This window comes from Alcanivorax sp., from assembly GCF_002726155.1.
In the GTDB taxonomy this organism is placed as follows: Bacteria; Pseudomonadota; Gammaproteobacteria; order Pseudomonadales; family Alcanivoracaceae; genus Alcanivorax.
Genome location: NZ_PBSH01000041.1, coordinates 28,640 through 45,873, shown reverse-complemented (window position 1 = coordinate 45,873; position 17,234 = coordinate 28,640). Strand labels below are relative to the sequence as shown.

At 61.0% G+C, this 17,234-nt stretch carries 17 protein-coding genes; 7 read left to right on the top strand and 10 right to left on the bottom strand.

The features are described from left to right. Positions 1 to 327 precede the first annotated feature (327 nt). On the bottom strand, positions 328 to 1,527 hold the full coding sequence (gene tyrS, locus CL546_RS13270; RefSeq protein ID WP_290495765.1) for a tyrosine--tRNA ligase: 1,200 nt from the start codon (positions 1,525 to 1,527) through the stop codon (positions 328 to 330). 154 nt (positions 1,528 to 1,681) lie between these two features. On the opposite strand from tyrS, the gene CL546_RS13265 reads away from it, so the two are divergent. Both CL546_RS13265 and CL546_RS13260 read left to right on the top strand, forming a co-directional pair. Beyond that, positions 1,682 to 3,007, top strand: a complete 1,326-nt coding sequence (locus tag CL546_RS13265; protein ID WP_290495759.1) for a peptidoglycan DD-metalloendopeptidase family protein — start codon at positions 1,682 to 1,684, stop codon at positions 3,005 to 3,007. Then, complete coding sequence (locus tag CL546_RS13260) at positions 2,997 to 4,100, top strand: anhydro-N-acetylmuramic acid kinase (protein ID WP_290495757.1); 1,104 nt, start codon at positions 2,997 to 2,999, stop codon at positions 4,098 to 4,100. The genes CL546_RS13265 and CL546_RS13260 overlap by 11 nt, the downstream gene beginning before the upstream one ends. A 105-nt stretch (positions 4,101 to 4,205) precedes the next feature. Here the strand turns inward: CL546_RS13260 and CL546_RS13255 are convergent, their stop codons facing one another. From CL546_RS13255 to CL546_RS13230, 6 genes are all read right to left on the bottom strand, one after another. Next, positions 4,206 to 4,709 carry a phosphatase PAP2 family protein gene (locus CL546_RS13255; protein ID WP_290495755.1) on the bottom strand — a complete coding sequence of 168 codons (504 nt, stop codon included), beginning with the start codon at positions 4,707 to 4,709 and terminating at the stop codon, positions 4,206 to 4,208. Between the two features lie 163 nt (positions 4,710 to 4,872). Next, positions 4,873 to 5,211 (bottom strand): iron-sulfur cluster insertion protein ErpA, encoded by a 339-nt coding sequence (gene erpA, locus CL546_RS13250; protein ID WP_290495753.1) that lies wholly within the window; start codon positions 5,209 to 5,211, stop codon positions 4,873 to 4,875. Positions 5,212 to 5,314: 103 nt separating this feature from the next. Further along, complete coding sequence (locus CL546_RS13245; RefSeq protein WP_290495749.1) at positions 5,315 to 5,809, bottom strand: bactofilin family protein; 495 nt, start codon at positions 5,807 to 5,809, stop codon at positions 5,315 to 5,317. Between the two features lie 9 nt (positions 5,810 to 5,818). Beyond that, the gene (locus CL546_RS13240) at positions 5,819 to 6,547 is read right to left on the bottom strand and encodes a DUF6776 family protein (RefSeq protein WP_290495748.1); all 729 of its coding nucleotides are present in this window, start codon (positions 6,545 to 6,547) and stop codon (positions 5,819 to 5,821) included. A 2-nt stretch (positions 6,548 to 6,549) separates the two neighbouring features. After that, positions 6,550 to 7,620: an N-acetyl-gamma-glutamyl-phosphate reductase gene (gene argC, locus CL546_RS13235; protein WP_290495747.1), complete on the bottom strand. Its 1,071-nt coding sequence runs from the start codon at positions 7,618 to 7,620 to the stop codon at positions 6,550 to 6,552. Positions 7,621 to 7,740: 120 nt separating this feature from the next. Then, on the bottom strand, positions 7,741 to 9,171 hold the full coding sequence (locus CL546_RS13230) for a chloride channel protein (RefSeq protein ID WP_290495746.1): 1,431 nt from the start codon (positions 9,169 to 9,171) through the stop codon (positions 7,741 to 7,743). Positions 9,172 to 9,305: 134 nt separating this feature from the next. On the opposite strand from CL546_RS13230, the gene hemJ reads away from it, so the two are divergent. The 4 genes from hemJ to hemL all read left to right on the top strand — a co-directional run bounded on the left by hemJ (position 9,306) and on the right by hemL (position 12,565). After that, on the top strand, positions 9,306 to 9,749 hold the full coding sequence (gene hemJ, locus CL546_RS13225; RefSeq protein ID WP_290495744.1) for a protoporphyrinogen oxidase HemJ: 444 nt from the start codon (positions 9,306 to 9,308) through the stop codon (positions 9,747 to 9,749). A 70-nt stretch (positions 9,750 to 9,819) separates the two neighbouring features. Next, on the top strand, positions 9,820 to 10,581 hold the full coding sequence (thiD, locus tag CL546_RS13220; RefSeq protein ID WP_290495742.1) for a bifunctional hydroxymethylpyrimidine kinase/phosphomethylpyrimidine kinase: 762 nt from the start codon (positions 9,820 to 9,822) through the stop codon (positions 10,579 to 10,581). Between the two features lie 6 nt (positions 10,582 to 10,587). Beyond that, the gene (gene thiE / locus CL546_RS13215) at positions 10,588 to 11,253 is read left to right on the top strand and encodes a thiamine phosphate synthase (RefSeq protein ID WP_290495739.1); all 666 of its coding nucleotides are present in this window, start codon (positions 10,588 to 10,590) and stop codon (positions 11,251 to 11,253) included. 31 nt (positions 11,254 to 11,284) lie between these two features. Further along, positions 11,285 to 12,565, top strand: a complete 1,281-nt coding sequence (gene hemL, locus CL546_RS13210; protein WP_290495737.1) for a glutamate-1-semialdehyde 2,1-aminomutase — start codon at positions 11,285 to 11,287, stop codon at positions 12,563 to 12,565. Between the two features lie 122 nt (positions 12,566 to 12,687). Here hemL and ybaK read toward each other — a convergent pair whose 3' ends face one another. The 3 genes from ybaK to mrcB form a co-directional block, all read right to left on the bottom strand. Then, a complete protein-coding gene (gene ybaK, locus CL546_RS13205; RefSeq protein ID WP_290495736.1) occupies positions 12,688 to 13,155 on the bottom strand; it encodes a Cys-tRNA(Pro) deacylase in 468 nt (155 codons plus the stop codon). Next, positions 13,152 to 13,604 carry a tetratricopeptide repeat protein gene (locus CL546_RS13200; protein WP_290495734.1) on the bottom strand — a complete coding sequence of 151 codons (453 nt, stop codon included), beginning with the start codon at positions 13,602 to 13,604 and terminating at the stop codon, positions 13,152 to 13,154. The genes ybaK and CL546_RS13200 overlap by 4 nt, the downstream gene beginning before the upstream one ends. Before the next feature lie 70 nt (positions 13,605 to 13,674). Further along, the gene (mrcB, locus tag CL546_RS13195) at positions 13,675 to 16,014 is read right to left on the bottom strand and encodes a penicillin-binding protein 1B (protein ID WP_290495732.1); all 2,340 of its coding nucleotides are present in this window, start codon (positions 16,012 to 16,014) and stop codon (positions 13,675 to 13,677) included. 176 nt (positions 16,015 to 16,190) lie between these two features. On the opposite strand from mrcB, the gene CL546_RS13190 reads away from it, so the two are divergent. Then, positions 16,191 to 17,195: an adenosine kinase gene (locus tag CL546_RS13190; RefSeq protein ID WP_290495730.1), complete on the top strand. Its 1,005-nt coding sequence runs from the start codon at positions 16,191 to 16,193 to the stop codon at positions 17,193 to 17,195. The last annotated feature ends 39 nt before the right edge of the window (positions 17,196 to 17,234 follow it).

The following is a 17,234-nucleotide window of genomic DNA, read 5'->3' as shown; positions in this document are numbered from 1 at the left end:
AGTTAAGAAAAGCGTTTAAAGTGCCTACGCACTTAATACATGCTCAGTTCGTCATCTGAATTAACAAAAACTTTGTTGACTCGTTCAGAACTGAAATCTCTTAAAGATCCCATCCCGAACAGGTCCCACACGTTTGCTTGCCTGATTGTTAAAGAGCGTCTCGTCCGTGGCGCTTCGCTGTGGTGCGTTGCGTTGTTGCCCCGTCGAGGAGTGCGCATTCTAGAGAGTTCGCTCTGGGAGTCAAACCCTTTTTCGCACTTTTTTAAAAAAACCTGCTGACCGCTCAAATTCCGGTCAAATCGCCCAAATAACAGGCATCAGCGCCTGCTATTTAACCGTTACCCGGGCAATCTTCTTCTTTCCGGCCTGTATCACGTGGCTGTCACCACGGGAGAAGGTCCGCTCTTCGCTGAGCTGAACACCATCCAGGTACACCGCGCCCCGGCCAAATACATCCTTGGCGGCCTTGCCATTCTGTACAAGGCCCGCCTCACGGAGCAACGGCAGGATATGGATGCTGTCCTGATCACCCAGCTCCACCTCGATCTCCGGCACATTATCCGGAATATCGCCCAGCGCAATCTGGTTACCCGCTGACTTGGGCGCCGCCTGGGCCGCCTCAGGCCCATGGAACCGCTCGACCATCTCCAGTGCAAAGGCTTTTTTTGCTTCCTGGGGCGAGCCCAGAATCTCCGCCTCGGCCTTCAACTCCTCAATGCGCTCATTGGAACAAGCACTAAGCAGCTCATAATAACGCCAGGTGAGGCTATCGGGAAGCGAGAGCAACTTGCGGTACATCTCACCCGGCGCGTCGCTGACCCCCACATAGTTGCCCAACGACTTGGACATTTTCTGCACGCCGTCCAGCCCCTCCAGAATCGGCATGGTCAAACAGATCTGCGGCACCTGACCGTAGGACTTCTGCAGGGTACGCCCCATCAGCAGGTTGAATTTCTGATCGGTCCCGCCCAGCTCCACATCTGCTTCCAGAGCCACGGAGTCGTAGCCCTGCACAAGCGGGTAGAGAAATTCGTGGATGGCAATGGGCTGATTGCCCTTATAGCGCTTGTCAAAATCATCACGCTCGAGCATCCGCGCCACCGTGTACTGACCCGCCAGCTTGATCATGTCGGCCGCACCAACCTCATTCATCCAGCTGGAATTGAATGCCACCCGGGTCTTGCTCTCGTCGAGAATCTTGAAGACCTGCTCTTTATAGGTCTCCGCGTTGCGCAACACATCCTCTCGGCTCAACGGCGGTCGAGTAGCACTCTTGCCAGAGGGATCACCGATCATCCCGGTAAAATCGCCAATCAGGAAGATCACCTCGTGCCCCAGCTCCTGAAACTGGCGCAGCTTGTTGATCAATACCGTATGCCCCAGGTGCAGATCCGGGGCAGTGGGGTCAAAACCCGCCTTCACCCGTAACGGCCGACCCGATGCCAGTTTCTCCCGCAGCTCCTCTTCCTGGATGATCTCATCCGCTCCGCGGGTAATAAGTGCCAGTTGCTGATCCACCGTGGCCATGCCTACCTCTATTTCCAGACCCATTAATGAAAGCGCGCCATTGTAGCACTTGAACGCGGCCAGAGAAGGCGGGTATCTTTGCAGGTCAGTTTTTCGCTGTGCCCCGCGGGCGCGCCAGTCTCTATTTACCCAACCAGGCCCTCACAGACTCTCCATGAAACAACTTATCTCTGCTGCCGGCAGGCTGGTGCGCCAGTTTCCACGCACCCATTTACTGCTGAGCATGGTATTGCTGGGCGGCGTCATCCTGATCGCTTTTCGCCCAGACAGCACCGAAACGACCCCGGAACGCGTCCAGCCCATTAGCCTGCCGGAACGCGCAGCACCCGCCCCAAAACCCCAGACCGCCAGCAAGCCAGAACCAGCCACCCCCCAGTGGCAAACGCTCACCGTGGAATCCGGGGATAGCCTGTCTTCATTACTGCACCCCCTGGGCATTGGTGCCGGGCAGATCGACGCCCTGCTCAAAGGGGACGACAAACTGAAGCGCCTCACCCGCCTGCGCCCCGGGGAAGCACTGGAAGTCATTGTTAGCGACAGCGGCTCCCTTACCAACGTGCGCTACCACCCCTCGAAAGTTGAAACTCTCACCGCACGGCTAACAGGCGGCGGCTGGAATGTGCGCCTGAGCCAGCGGGAATACCAGAAACAGACCCGCTTCGCCCAGGCCGACATTACCGGCTCCCTGTTCCTGGCCGGGGCCGCAGCCGGCATCACCGACCGACTCACCATGCAGCTGGCCAACCTGTTTGCCTGGGATGTGGATTTTGCCCTCGATATTCGCAAAGGTGACCGCTTCCGCATTCTCTATGAAGAACTCTATCTTGACGGGGAAAAAGTGGGCGAAGGCGACATTCTGATGGCCGAATTCTGGAACCAGGGCCGCCATCTCACCGCCTTCCGCTACGAGACCCTGTCTGGCGACGTGGAGTACCTGAACATCAAGGGCGACTCCATGCGCAAGGAATTCATCCGCACCCCCGTGGCCTTTTCTCGGGTCAGCTCCCGTTTTAACCCGGGCCGCAAACACCCGGTACTCAACCGCATTCGCGCCCACAAGGGCACTGACTATGCAGCGCCTTCCGGCACCCCCATCAAGGCCGCAGGCGATGGCAAGGTCATCTTCGCCGGGGTAAAAGGGGGCTACGGCAACGTCATCATCCTTAAGCATGGCCAGATCTACACCACCCTGTATGCCCATATGCGCAGCTTTGCCAAGGGCATTCGCGTGGGCAAACGGGTCACCCAGGGGCAAACCATCGGCTATGTCGGCTCGTCCGGGCTGGCCACCGGCCCGCATCTACATTACGAGTTCCGGATTAACGGCGTACACCGTAATCCACAGACCGTGCCACTCCCCAAGGCGCGCGGCATCAACGATAACGAAAGAGCCGAGTTCCTGATTGCCGCCAACCGGCTGAAGGCACAGATGACCTTGTTCTCCGAAGCCTCAACCCTGGCCAGCAGCGATGTCTTCTAAGACCGAGCCATCCCTGTTTATCGGCCTAATGACAGGCACCAGCGTGGACGGCATTGATGCCGTCCTCGCCCGCATTGGCAACGACCATTTCACCCTGCTCGGCACCCTGAGCCAGCCAATTCCGGCACCGCTTCGCGACGACATTCTCGCCCTGTGCCAGCCGGGCAGTAACGAAATCGATCGGGCCGGCCACGCCAATCTGCAGCTGGCCAGACATTACGCCAACACCTGCCAGACCCTGCTCGCGCAGGCCGGCATCACCCCGGAGCAGGTTCGCGCCATTGGCTGCCACGGCCAGACCGTTCGCCACCGCCCTCAAGCACCCGGCTTTAGCGTTCAACTGGGCTGCCCGGACACCCTGGCGGTACACACAGGCATTCCCGTGGTCAGCAATTTCCGCAACAAAGACATGGCGCTGGGAGGCCAAGGCGCACCGCTGGTGCCCCCTTTTCACCGGCAACTGTTCGCTCGCCCCGGACAACGGACGGCAGTGGTGAATATCGGCGGCATGGCCAATGTGACCCTGCTGGACAACACGCAACTCACCGGCGGCTTTGATACCGGCCCGGGCAACGTGTTGATGGACAGCTGGATCCAACAGCACCGCCAGCAAGCCTTCGACCGCAATGGTGACTGGGCCACCAGCTCCCACCCCGATGCCGCTCTGCTTGCCACCCTGCTGGATGACCCGTACTTCCATCAGCCGCCCCCGAAAAGCACCGGGCGAGAGCGTTTCAGCCGTGACTGGCTCAACGCACAACTGGCCAACCACTCACTCCCTGAGGACGTCGTCCAGGCAACGCTGGCAGAGCTCACCGCCCATTCAATCAGCGATGCACTTAACAACTTCCAGCCCGATCATGTGCTGATCTGCGGCGGAGGCGCCCATAACCAGCACCTGCTGGAACGCCTTCAGGCTTTACTCGGCTCCCCGGTCGCCAGCACCGCTGAGCACGGGCTGGACCCCGACTGGGTGGAGGCCGCCGCGTTTGCCTGGCTGGCCTGGGCTCGAATGGAAGGACAGTGCGGGAATGCACCGGTGGTCACCGGGGCGTCAAGGAAAGCCATTCTGGGCCAGGTCACCTTGCCCTGAAACGCGAAGAACCGCCTCCCATTACCTCGCAATACCCCGATAGGAGCGGCGCTTAGAAAGATCTGGGCCGCAGGGCCAGCAGGGAGATAAACGTTAAGGGGAAGGCTAAACCAGCCAGAGGCCCAGCATCGCGCAACTGAAGCCCAGGGTGGCGCCGGCAACAATATCCGAAGGGTAATGCACCCCCAGCAACACCCGAGACAGCCCCACCATGACCGCCAACCCCAGCGCCAACAGCATCACCGGCGGATAGAACACACACAACAACGAAGCCATCACGAACGCCGCAGCGGTATGCCCGGACGGGAAACTGAAGCGGTCCGCCGGCTGGATAAACGCCGATAAACTCTCCAGCGCATCAGCCGGCCGGGGGCGCTTGATCAGGTGTTTGAGCAGCACAAACAAGGGCACTTCCAGAGCGTAGGCAGCCATGGCGGTCAAGGCAAACTCACTGCCGCCCTGCCGGTCCATCCACCAGATACACAGCGTCAGCGCCACATAGAAGGGGCCATCACCGAGGCGGGAGATCATCCGCGCCATACGGGCACGACGGGCTGCCTGTGGTTGTTGTAGCAACCAGCACATGGCCCGGGTGTCCGCGGCGGTCATTCGTTGAAATGTCGGTTTTGTCGTCATCATGGGTTCAGTGTCTACCCGAAAAGCGACGAAATGTTGATCAAATGGTGAAGCTTTTATGACAGCAGGAGGCGCATCACGCATCACGTATTACGCGCGAAGCAACACGCAAAACCGCAGGGAAACACAGAAAGGTTTAAACGGAAAAAGAAGAGCCGCAACCACAGGTGGTGGCCGCATTGGGGTTGCTGACCACGAAGCGCGAGCCCATCAGGCCCTTTTCGTAATCCACCTGGGAGCCATCCAGGTACTGGATACTCATGGCGTCCACCAGCAAGGTGACACCCTCTTTCTCCACCGAGGTGTCGTCCTCATTCACCGCTTCATCGAAAGTGAAGCCATAGGAAAACCCCGCACAGCCGCCGCCGGTGATATACACACGCAGCTTCAGGTTCGGGTTCCCTTCGTCGTCACGCAGCTCTTTAACTTTGGCGGCGGCGGCATCGGTAAATGAAATAGGCGCTGACTCGGTCATACTCTCGCTATTGGCTAACATCTGGGCAGAAGAAAACCCGCCCCGGCGCGAAACGCCCGAGCGGGTTGATCATGTTCCAGTACCCGACTAAAACAGTCAAGAATTATCCGCGGGCACCTTCCGCCTTCCCGGGCGCATCGTTGCTTGCTGCGTCCTTGCCGGAGGCTTCCGGCTTGGCCGTTTTGCCGGCATCCGGCGCGGGCAGATTGCGGCGCTCGTCATCCAGGCGGACCAGTTTGCCATTCACCCGCGCACCCATGACCATTTCGATCATCCGGTAGTACACATTGCCTTCCACGGACGCCTTTTCCGCCAGCTCCAGGTTCTCGGTGGCGTGCACATCCCCTTCCACGCGACCATTAATTACCACCTGGGCGACCTGGATTTCGCCTTTCACCACACCGCTTTCGCCAATCACCAGGCGACCGCCATCCTTACCCACGCTGACATTGCCTTCCACGGTGCCCTGAATATGCAGGCCTCCGGAAAACTCGATATCACCACGAACGGTTGCGCTGGGCGCGATCAAGGTATGGTTACGATAATCCTGGGACGATGCCCCTGTAGTCACTGCGGTTTTCTTGTCTCGGCCTAGCACACGTCTCTCCTACTGCCATTTTATGGTTTTCTGTGTCTGGTAACGGTTTCTGCCGCCGCTCTCAGCATCCACATCTACCGCTTGCACCACCACCCCTTCGGGCACCTTAAAGCGGCCATTCAGCTCCTGAAAGTAACGAAACCGGAAGCGTGTCTCACTCCCGTCTTCAAGCCAGCTACTGCCATTGAGCTCAAACGCGTCCCCGTCTTTCTCGCCATGCAGGTGCAAGCTGATATCACCAGACAGGTAGCTACGGTTGTCACCGGACTGTACCAGCACCACCCGGTAACGGTATTCGCCAGTCTCGTTGTCCTGTTGCACCGTCATTTTTTCGATCTGCAGGCCACCCTCGGTGCCAGCCGGTGCCATCACGTTCTTGTAGAACAGTACGGCTTCTTCCAGCTCGGCCACCTGGTCCTGCAACGCCTTGATCTCCTGGCGCACTTCTTCACGCGCCTCCAGGGTCAGTTCGGAATCCGCTCTGAACACCGCCAGTTCATTACGCGCAGTCTCCAGCTCTGCATCCAGGGTCTTAACCTCACCACGCAGTCGGCGATTGGATTCCGAGGCATCCAGAGCGCCGCCGGCACCCAGCCAGCCGCCCAGCAAGAACAGCAACACCGCGACGACAAGCGCAACCGACACCCACAACCGCCGCTGCTTCTTCTGTTGAGACGGGCTGATCGGCATCAGCATCACATCATCAATGCCCGCCCGGCTTTTCGGTTTCTTCGCCATGGTTACGGCGCCAACGGAACCACTGCCAGCCCCGCCCCCTCATCCAGACCAAACATGATATTCATGGCCTGCACAGCCTGGCCGGAAGCCCCTTTCACCAGGTTATCAATCACCGACAGCACCACAATCACGTTCTCTCCCCGCGGTTGATGCAGAGCCAGCCGACAGATATTGGCCCCCTTCACGAAACGGGTTTCCGGGTGGCTGCCCAGCGGCATCACGTCCACAAAGGGCTCATCGACATAACGGGCCTCAAACGCCGCCTGAATGTCTTCCAGTGGCGGCGCCGATTCGTTGAGCTGACCGTAGAGAGTGGCATGAATACCACGGATCATGGGAATAAGATGTGGAACGAATGTAGCACTTACCGGCCCACCGGCAATATCGCCCAGCCCCTGCTCGATCTCCGGCAAATGCCGGTGACCGCTGGCGCCATAGGCCTTGTAGCTCTCACCCGCCTCCGCCAGCAACATGGGCACCTTGGCGCCTTTGCCGCCACCGCTGGCGCCACTGGCCGCGTTGGCGATCAGCTGATCGGGCTTGATCCAGCCCTTTTCCAGCAACGGCAGATAGCCCAGCTGAATCGAGGTGGGATAACAACCGGCGCAGGCCACCAACCGGGCATCACGGATTTTTTCCCGATTCACTTCAGGCAGACCATATACCGCATCCGCCAGCAACTCCGGGCAAGCATGGGGCTCGCCATACCATTCGCTCCAGAGCTCATGATCCCGCAGCCGGAAATCCGCCGACAGATCCACCACCCTCACGCCGGCATCCATCAACTCGGGCATCATCCGCATGGCCACGTTATGGGGCGTCGCAAAGAACACCACGTCACAGGCCGCCAGTCGCTTCACATCCGGCTCACTGAAGACCAGATCGGTACGGCCACGCAGGGACGGAAACAGGTCCGCCACCGCCACACCCGCTTCGCCACGGGAGGTAATCACATCCAGTTCAGCGTGGGGGTGGTTAACCAACAGGCGCAATAATTCGACCCCGGTATACCCGGTACCGCCGACCACACCTACTTTCAGCGGTGCACTGGTTTGTGCTGGCTGAGAAGACATATCCCACTCCTGAACTGCATTAATAAAAGGAAGTCCTGCATGATAGGGTCGCCATCGATCAGCGGCAAGAAAGTGCCACCCATAACGGCCTGAAAACCGCCTCGCCCACCCGGATGACGGTCAACCCGGCAACTGCCGCTCCGGCTCTTTCCCACCATCCTCCGACTCGGCTTTTTCATTGCCTCGTTCCGCCGGCTTGTCCTGGGGCTTTTCCAGCGCCATACCCTGACCATCAGAAAGGCGGTCAGCCAGGGAGTCATACAGGGGGCGAGCCCAGACGACCTTGGCCACCGCCGCGGACAGTAGCGCACCTGCCATCAGCGGCAGCAGGATATCGTGGCGGTTGCCGGTCAGCTCCATCACGATCACAAAGGACGTGATCGGCCGCTGTATCACCCCGGCCAGAAACGCCGCCATGGCCACCAGCGTCAGTCCCACCAGCGACGAGCCCGGGAAGAAACCACCCACCACGTTACCAATACCCGCACCAGCCGCCAGGCTGGGGGAGAACAGACCACCGGGAATGCCGGTAAAATAAGACACCAGGGTGGCCGACATCTTGGCCAGCGCGAAGGTCCAGTTCCCCGGCTGCTCACCACTCAGCAGGGTAGATGCCTGCTCGTAACCACTGCCGTAGGTGGCCCCGCCCGTAATCAACCCCAGAAACACCAATACCAGCGCGCACAGCACCACCACACGGTATGGATGCTCCTTGGCGTAGGGCGAAAGGAATTGGCTGCCCTTGATTAGCAACCGGCTAAAAAAGCCGCCCAGCAGACCACACACCAGCGCCGTCACCCCGATCGCTGCCCAGTCCCGGGTGATGTCCAGCGCCCCGTCCGGGTGTCCAAAAAAACTGTAGTGCCCCATTATCATCAGCACCACCACACCGGAAAGAATGATGGCCATGATCAGGGTACCGCTGGTGCGCTGCTCAAACGAGCCGGACAGCTCCTCGATGGCAAAGACAATCCCTGCCAGGGGCGCATTGAACGCCGCCGACACCCCTGCCGCGCCGCCCGCCACGATCAGGGAGTTGTCCACGTATTTCTGGTTAAGCCGCCCCACCCGGCCCACCGAATACATCATCGCCGCGCCCATGTGCACACTGGGGCCCTCGCGGCCAATACTGGCCCCGCATAGCAGCCCCAGACAGGTGAGCACAAACTTGCTGAGAATCACGCGCAAGGACAGGAAAGCAGGGCGCAACCAGTGATAGCGCTGCTTCAGCACTACCAACACCTGAGGAATACCACTGCCCTGGGACTCGGTGCCCAGCTGGCGCATCAACCAGACAATCACCACCATACCCACCGGGGTTATCAGCACCGGCAAGTATGGGGACTGGGCATGAATTTGCGTGAAAGTGTGGGACGCCAGCTCTGCCACCCAGGCAAACGCCACTACCAGCAGCCCCACCATGACGGCGCCAGACCAGAACACCGCGCGCAGCTTCCAGTCCTGCCAGGAACCCAGCTGCCGACGGCTCAGCCGCCGGGTGCGAAACAGGTAGTAACGCATCAGACGACTATGGCGTGGCCGCTTATTCACAGCGCTCCTTTACTTAGACAGCAGCAAGTGGACCGGAAAGAATACAGGTAAGTCTGTATAGTGTACGCCCACAGGAAACATCTCTCCAATGTCGCCAGCCATAACTCTCACCACCCATAAGAAGGGACAGCCCCATGCAGTTTGCGCTCGATTACTTTCTCTGGATCAAGGCCTTCCACTTGATCGCCATGATTTGCTGGTTTGCCGGCATGTTCTACCTGCCGCGCCTGTTCGTGTACCACGCCATGGCAGAGGATCAACCCAGCCGCGAACGCTTCAAGATCATGGAGCGCAAACTCTACCGGGGCATCATGAACCCCAGCATGATTGTCACTGTAGTCCTTGGCATGTGGATGTTCATGGCAAACATGGAAGCCTACAAAGGCAACGGCTGGATGCACGCCAAACTGGCGCTGGTGTTCCTGCTGATTGGCTACCACCACGTCTGCCTGTCCTACATGAAAAAGTTTGCCGCTGACGCCAACACCAAGAGCGACAAGTTCTACCGGATTTTCAATGAAATCCCGGTTGTCCTTCTGATCGCCATTGTTATTCTGGTGGTTGTTCGACCTTTCTAATTCCGGCCAAGGCCTGACGCTCAGCACAGATCAGCATCAGGCCTCCGGCATCCAGCATCAGGCGCTCGCCATGAAACCGAACATTCTTGTTATTGCCGGCCACGATCCCTCCGGGGGCGCGGGCATTCACGCCGACATTGAAGCCATCCAGGCGCTGGGCGGCTTCGCCTCCACCCTGATCACCGGCCTCACCGTACAGAACAGCCAGAACGTGCGCGGTTTCCAGCTCACTGACCCCGATTTGCTGCAACAGCAGGCCGACGCGCTGCTGGACGACATGGATTACCAGGCCATCAAGATCGGCATGACCGGCTCCATCGCCGTCATCGAGTTCATTACCCGGCTGCTCAAGCGGCTGCCCGGGGTCCCGGTGATTCTCGACCCGGTACTGGCCGCCGAAGCCGGCGGCAGCCTGGCGCAGGAATCCCTCGCCGAAGCCATGCTCGAAAAACTGGCACCGCTGTGCGACGTGATGACCCCCAACCTACCCGAAGCCCAGGCCCTGAGTGGGCAAACAGACGTCGCTGACTGCGGCCGAACCCTGGTCCAGCGCAGCGGCTGCGCCACCCTGGTCACCGGCACCCACGACGACACCGATCAGGTCATCAACCACCTGTTCACCGACGTTGGCGAAGAACAATGGCGCTGGGACCGGTTGCCACACAGCTATCACGGCTCCGGCTGCACCCTGGCCTCCTCCATTGCCTGCCTGCGCGGCCGCGGCCAGTCGCTGGACAGCGCTGTCGCCAATGGCCAGGCCCACGTCGACCGTTTCCTGCGTGGCGCCTTCCAGCCCGGGCAAGGCCAATACGTACCCAACCGCCAGGCCTGAGCCCCCATGTCCCTCCACCGTTTCAACCGTCACTACCACCTCCACGGCCTCTACGCGATCACCGACCCGGTACTCACCCCGGACGAGCGCCTGCTGCCCGCCGCCGAAGCCGCCCTGCGCGGCGGCGCCCGGCTGCTGCAATACCGGGACAAAACCGCCAGCCCGGCTCAACGAGAATACCGGGCCGCCCAGCTTCGCCAGCTGTGTCATCAGTACCGAGCCCTGTTTATCGTCAATGATGACCCGGCCCTCGCCGCCCGCGTGAATGCCGATGGCGTGCACATCGGCCAAAGCGACGGCGGCATCAAAGCGGCCCGTGATCAGCTGGGCGACTCACGGATTATTGGCGTCACCTGCCACGGCGATCTGGCACTGGCTGGCCAAGCTGCCGAAGCCGGCGCCGATTACCTAGCCATGGGCCGCTTCTTCACCTCGCAGACCAAACCCCAGGCGCCGCAGGCCTCACTGGCTGTGCTACGCCAGGCCTGCCAGCAGTTTCATCAACCCGTGGTAGCCATCGGCGGAGTGAATCCGGATAATGCGCCGCAACTGATCGACGCTGGCGCCATGTCTGTGGCGGTCATTCATGCCCTGTTCAGGCACAGCGACACGGCCTCCATCGAAGCCGCAGCACGCCGCTTCAGCGCCTGCTTCCAGACCCACCCGGTCTGACCCATAGCGAACAGATTCAAGAGGACACACCATGAGCCGCAAGCACTCCGAACAGCTTTTCCGTCAGGCCCAGAAACACATTCCCGGCGGCGTGAATTCCCCGGTGCGGGCGTTCAAAAGCGTCGGCGGCACACCGGTGTTCTTCCATTCCGCCCGTGGCGCCTACCTGTTCGACGAAGACGACAATCAATACATCGATTACGTGGGCTCCTGGGGCCCGATGATCCTGGGCCATAACCACCCCCACGTGGTGGCTGCCGTGCAGGCAGCCGTACAGGAAGGGCTGAGCTTCGGCGCCCCCACCGCCACGGAAGTCGCCATGGCCGACAAGGTCTGCGAACTGGTGCCTTCCATGGACATGGTGCGCATGGTCAACTCCGGCACCGAAGCCACCATGAGCGCCATTCGCCTGGCCCGTGGCTACACCGGTCGCAACAAGATCATCAAATTTGAAGGTTGCTACCACGGGCACGTAGACAGCCTGCTGGTGAAAGCCGGCTCCGGCGCCATCGCTATTCCCGGCTCCCCGGGGGTACCGGAAGCCGTCACCGCGGACACCCTGGTGCTGAACTACAACGATGCCGCCAGCGTCACCCAGGCTTTCGAAGAACACGGCGACGACATCGCCGCCATCATCGTGGAGCCGGTGGCCGGCAACATGAACTGCGTCCCTGCCACCGAGAATTTCCTGCAGACCCTGCGCCAGCAGTGCGACAACAACGGCGCGGTACTGATTTTCGATGAAGTCATGAGCGGCTTCCGGGTAGCACTGGGCGGCGCCCAGGGCCATTACGGCATCACCCCGGACATGACCACCCTGGGCAAGATTGTCGGTGGGGGCATGCCGGTGGGGGCCTTTGGCGGCAAGCAGGCCATCATGGAACATCTGGCCCCGCTCGGGCCGGTCTACCAGGCCGGCACCCTGTCCGGGAATCCGGTGGCCATGGCCGCAGGCCTGGCGACGCTGAACCTGATCAGCGAACCCGGCTTCCACGACGCGCTGACGGAAAAAACCACCCGCCTGCTGGAAGGTCTGACGGCCGCCGCCCATGCGCAAGGAGTGTCATTCACTACCGCACAGGCCGGCGCCATGTTCGGGCTGTTCTTCACCGACCAGAATCGTATCAGCAGCTTTGCGGAAGTCATGGCCTGCGACAGCGAGCGCTTCAACCGCTTCTTCCACGCCATGCTGGACCAGGGCATCTACCTGGCGCCCAGCGCGTTCGAAGCGGGCTTCGTGTCAGCGGCGCACAGCGATGAGGATATCGATGCCACCATCGCCGCCGCACGAAAGGCATTCGGCAAGCTCTAAGCTCCCTACCGTAGGAGCGGCGCTTGAGCCGCGAATCCGGGCCTTGGCGAGGAAAACAAACACCGTGCCGGCGCACGGTTCGCGGCTCAAGCGCCGCTCCTACGGCAGCATCAACGTGGAGGTCAGTCGCGCATCAAGACGGCCTGCTTGCCGCCGGTGAGCTTCAGCAAATCCCCCGGCGCCATGGCGATTTCCAGCCCGCGCCGGCCGGCGCTCATGTAGATAATCTCGAGGGATTGCGCGCTGCCATCCAGATATAACGGCAACCGTTTCTTCTGCCCCAGCGGGCTAATGCCGCCCAGCACATAACCGGTTAATCGTTGCGCCTTGTCCGCCGGGCACATCTGCGCCTTCTTGCCACCGTGGGCACGGGCCAGACACTTCAGGTCCAGCTGGTGGGCCACTGGCACCATGGCCACCACCGGCACGTCATCCACCAGCGCCATCAGCGTCTTGAACACTTGCTCCACCGGCAGGTCCAAGGCCTCCGCCGCCTCCAGCCCGTAGCTTTGCGCTTTCGGGTCGTGTTCGTAGCTATGCAGCGTAAACGCTACCTTGCCGCGCTTGGCCGCCTGCACCGCCGGCGTCATGCCTTGCGCGACTCCGGGTCACGCAGCGTCGCCGCCCGCTCGCGAGCGCTCTTTGCCCCGGCGGCATTGCCTTGCCGGTCCCGCGCGGTGGCCACCAATTCCCACAAACCGGCCTGATACTCCGGATGGTCCGGCGCCAGACGCAGGGCCTTCAGGGCAAAGCCTTCCGCACCACGGGCGTCACCTTCGGTCAGGCGCAGGTCCGCCAGCTGCTTGTACAACCAGGAGGAATCCGGGGCAATATTCAGCGCCCGCTCCAGATACCGTTCCGCACGGGAATTATCCCCTTGCTGGCGCGCCTGCTCGGCACTGGTCAACAAACTCAGCGCCGGAGACCCCTCCAGCTCCTGGCTGGCTGTCATCGGTTCCTGCGGCTCGTCGACCACGGGTTTCACCGCACACCCCACCATCACGGCACTGATTAGCACCAATCGAACCAGCCTTTGCATAAATAACATCCTGACCCCTATTTCCTTGATCGCAGGTTGATTGAGAGAATCACCGCAAACCGCATGGCGCTTAATCAAACAGACCCTTGAACCATCCTTTGATGCCCTTGCCGGTTTGTTTCACTGTGCCACAACCATCGCTGTCTTCGGGAATCGACGCGGCCAGCATGGGGTAGCGGCGGGCATTGCCACAACCTTCTGCACTGACACGGCGGCCGTCTTCATTCATCCATACCCATTCCACGCTGGGCGGCGGGTTTTGTGACAGGCTGCGCTGGGGCAGCTTGCCCATCAAATTCGCCCACACTGGCAGGGCACCGCTGGAGCCGGTAATCCCCGCGTTTTTGTTGTCGTCACGGCCCACCCAGACCACCGCCAAATGATTGGCCGAGAATCCGGCAAACCAGGCATCGCGGAAGTCATCACTGGTACCCGTCTTACCGGCTACTCTCAGGTCCGACGGCAGCGCCGCACGAGCGGCGCGGGCAGTGCCTTCTTCCACCACCTGCTGCATGGCCCACTGGGTCAAGAAGGCGGGGCCGGCCTCCACTACTTCATCGGTGCTCACCGGGTAACGGGCCAGCGGCTTGCCATCCTTGTCCAGCACATCAGTAATGGAGCGCAGTCGGGTACTGAAGCCACCGGTGGCCAGCGGCTGATACATCATCGCCACTTCAAACGGGGTCAATTCCAGGCTCCCCAACAGGATACTCGGGTACAGCGGAATATTGCGGGTAACCCCCAGGGTCTTCATGGTGTCGGCCACCTTATCCAGCCCCACATCCAGGCCCAGTCGTGCAGTGGCCTGGTTACGGGACAGCGCCAGCACATCCACCATGGGCATGGCGCCCTTGGCCGTCTTGTCGAAATTCTGTGGCGCCCACACGCTGCCATTGGGCAGCTTCACCTGAATCGGCCCGTCTTCCACCAGCGTGGCCAGGGAATAGGTTTTCGGCTGTTGAACCGCCGACAACACCACCGCGGGTTTCGCCAGAGACCCCATGGGCCGCTGGGCATCCAGCGCCCGGTTGAAACCCGCCTGCCGCGAATCCCGGTTGCTTACCAGCGCCAGCACATCGCCCTGGGCCGGCGCCACCACCACCACAGCACCGTTGAGCTTTTTCACCTGTTTCGGATCGCGATGATTGAGATGCTCTTTCAGCGCCCCCTCCGAAGCCAGCTGCGCCAGCACATCCAGAGTGGAATGGATGTGCAGGCCTTCGTCGCTGAGCACTTCCGGCGGGTAATCCCGCGCCAACTGACGGCGCACCAGATCGATAAACGCAGGGAATGCATACAGTGCCGACGCGCCACGCGGCACCACTTCCAGCGGCCGGGCACTGAACTTGTCGTAGTCCGCACTGGACAAGGCACCTTCGTCACGGGCCACTTTCAATACGGTATTGCGACGTTCCATGGCCCGCTCCGGGCGGCGGCGCGGGTCGTACCAGCTGGGTCCTTTCAGCAAGGCCACCAGGGTCGCCAGCTGATGGGGCTCCAGCTCTTCCAGCGGCCGACCGAACAGGAACTGGGCCCCCAGGCCCATCCCATGAATGGCACGGGCGCCGTCCTGGCCGAGATACACCTCATTGAGGTAGGCCTCGAGAATCTGGTCCTTGCTGTAATGCAGCTCCAGCAGCAAGGCCATGGGCATTTCCATCAGCTTGCGGGACAGGGTCCGGTCGGAGCTGAGCCAGAAATTCTTCACCAGCTGCTGGGTCAGGGTACTGCCCCCCTGCACCAGCCCGCCGGCCTTGATGTTGGCCAGCATGGCGCGGCTCAGGCCACGCAGGGAAATGCCATGGTGGTCGTAGAAGCTGCGGTCTTCGGTGGCAATCAGCATATCCACCAGCAACGGCGGCACTTTATCCAGCGGCACCAGCACCCGATCTTCCGCGTGCTGGGGGTGAATGCTGCCGATCTGCAATGGTTCCAGGCGGGCCAGGCGATCGCCGCCGGCCTCCAGGCTGCGAATCTGCCCACCGGACAAGGACAGCCGGATACGCTCGGACTGCTCGCCACCGTCACTGTCGTTGAAACCGCGGGTGTGAATCAGCAGGGAGTTGCCCTGCACCGCAAAGCTGCCCGGCGTGCTGGCGCGCGCATCGCGCCGGTAACGCATCAGGTCCAGCAGCTTGAGCATGCCCTCACGGGACAGCACCCGGCCTTCATACAGTTCCACTGGCCGGGCATACACCCGCGCCGGCAGCTGCCAGGCATGGGAATCAAACCGTTCGCGCACCAGCGCATCCAGGTACGCCATGCCGGCAGCCCCAAGCACCAGGCACACCAGCCCTGCCTTGGCAATGAATGACCAACTGAACCAGCGCCGACGCTGGGCGGAGGGCTTCTTTTTTCTACTGGGTTGCCGCCGCGATTTTGCAGGGGACTTTTTCGCTTTTTTCGCCATGGGCCGGAGTATAGAGAAAAGTGTGGGTACTTTATGAGTGTGGGGTGAGAAATATGTTCCCGGGGTCAAAATGACCGGGCCAGAGCAGGCAGCCCTCCCGCCACTGGCGTACAAATTTTGCATGCAGCGCCCGGCAGCCCATAATAGCCGCCCCTGCAATTCGCCTCGGAGCTTCCATGACAAAGAAATATGACGTTTACGCCCTCGGTAATGCCCTGGTAGACACGGAAATCGAGGTCAGCGACGCCTTTTTGCAGCGCATGGAAGTAGGCAAGGGCCTGATGACACTGGTGGATGAAGCCCGTCAGGCAGAATTGATCGAAGCGCTGGCCAACGAAGCCGAGCCCCGCAAACAGACCAGCGGCGGCTCCGCCTGCAACACGGTAGTCGCCACCCGTTACTTCGGCGGCAACAGTTACTACGCCTGCAAAGTGGCCGACGACGCCACCGGCACCATTTTCGTCGACGACCTGACCGCCGCCGGCGTGGATACCAACATGAACGGCCCGCGGGATGCAGGTGTTTCAGGCAAATGCCTGGTCATGCTGACCCCGGATGCCGAGCGCACCATGAACACCTACCTGGGCATCTCCAGCCAGGTCTCCGATGCGGAACTGGACGAAGCCGCCATCGCCGCCAGCCAGTACGTGTATCTGGAAGGCTATCTGGTCAGCGGCGACAGCTCTCGGGCCGCCGCCATCAAACTCCGCCAGCTGGCCGAAAAGAACGGCGTGAAAACCTCGCTGACCTTCTCCGACCCCGCCATGGTGCAGTTTTTCAAAGACGGCCTGAATGAAATGCTCGGCGAGCGTGTGGACCTGCTGTTCTGCAACGAAGCCGAAGCCACCAGCTTCACCGACACCGACAACGTGGACGCCGCCCTGGAAGCGCTCAAGCCCCGCTGCGGCTCCGCCGTCATTACTCTCGGGGCGGACGGCGCCCTGGTCTGGGATGGTGAACAGACGCACCGCATCGACCCGGTCCCGGTGAAAGCCATCGACAGTAACGGTGCCGGCGACATGTTTGCAGGCGCCTTCCTGTATGCCATTACCCACGGCCACGACTTTGCCGCTGCCGGCAAACTCGCCTCCGCCGCCGCCGCGCGGCTGGTCAGCGAATTTGGCCCGCGCCTCGCGGCAGAGGTTCACCAGGAACTTCGCAACGCCATTCTGGGCGAATAACCGCAGGACGGACCTTTCTTCCCGACGACACAGCATCAC

Coding starts and splice junctions, on each gene's coding strand:
- tyrS (WP_290495765.1), bottom strand. CDS start 1,527: ATGGCCACGGTGGATCAGCAACTGGCACTTATTACCCGCGGAGCGGAT.
- CL546_RS13265 (WP_290495759.1), top strand. CDS start 1,682: ATGAAACAACTTATCTCTGCTGCCGGCAGGCTGGTGCGCCAGTTTCCA.
- CL546_RS13260 (WP_290495757.1), top strand. CDS start 2,997: ATGTCTTCTAAGACCGAGCCATCCCTGTTTATCGGCCTAATGACAGGC.
- CL546_RS13255 (WP_290495755.1), bottom strand. CDS start 4,709: ATGACCGCCGCGGACACCCGGGCCATGTGCTGGTTGCTACAACAACCA.
- erpA (WP_290495753.1), bottom strand. CDS start 5,211: ATGACCGAGTCAGCGCCTATTTCATTTACCGATGCCGCCGCCGCCAAA.
- CL546_RS13240 (WP_290495748.1), bottom strand. CDS start 6,547: ATGGCGAAGAAACCGAAAAGCCGGGCGGGCATTGATGATGTGATGCTG.
- argC (WP_290495747.1), bottom strand. CDS start 7,620: ATGTCTTCTCAGCCAGCACAAACCAGTGCACCGCTGAAAGTAGGTGTG.
- hemJ (WP_290495744.1), top strand. CDS start 9,306: ATGCAGTTTGCGCTCGATTACTTTCTCTGGATCAAGGCCTTCCACTTG.
- thiD (WP_290495742.1), top strand. CDS start 9,820: ATGAAACCGAACATTCTTGTTATTGCCGGCCACGATCCCTCCGGGGGC.
- thiE (WP_290495739.1), top strand. CDS start 10,588: ATGTCCCTCCACCGTTTCAACCGTCACTACCACCTCCACGGCCTCTAC.
- hemL (WP_290495737.1), top strand. CDS start 11,285: ATGAGCCGCAAGCACTCCGAACAGCTTTTCCGTCAGGCCCAGAAACAC.
- ybaK (WP_290495736.1), bottom strand. CDS start 13,155: ATGACGCCGGCGGTGCAGGCGGCCAAGCGCGGCAAGGTAGCGTTTACG.
- CL546_RS13200 (WP_290495734.1), bottom strand. CDS start 13,604: ATGCAAAGGCTGGTTCGATTGGTGCTAATCAGTGCCGTGATGGTGGGG.
- mrcB (WP_290495732.1), bottom strand. CDS start 16,014: ATGGCGAAAAAAGCGAAAAAGTCCCCTGCAAAATCGCGGCGGCAACCC.
- CL546_RS13190 (WP_290495730.1), top strand. CDS start 16,191: ATGACAAAGAAATATGACGTTTACGCCCTCGGTAATGCCCTGGTAGAC.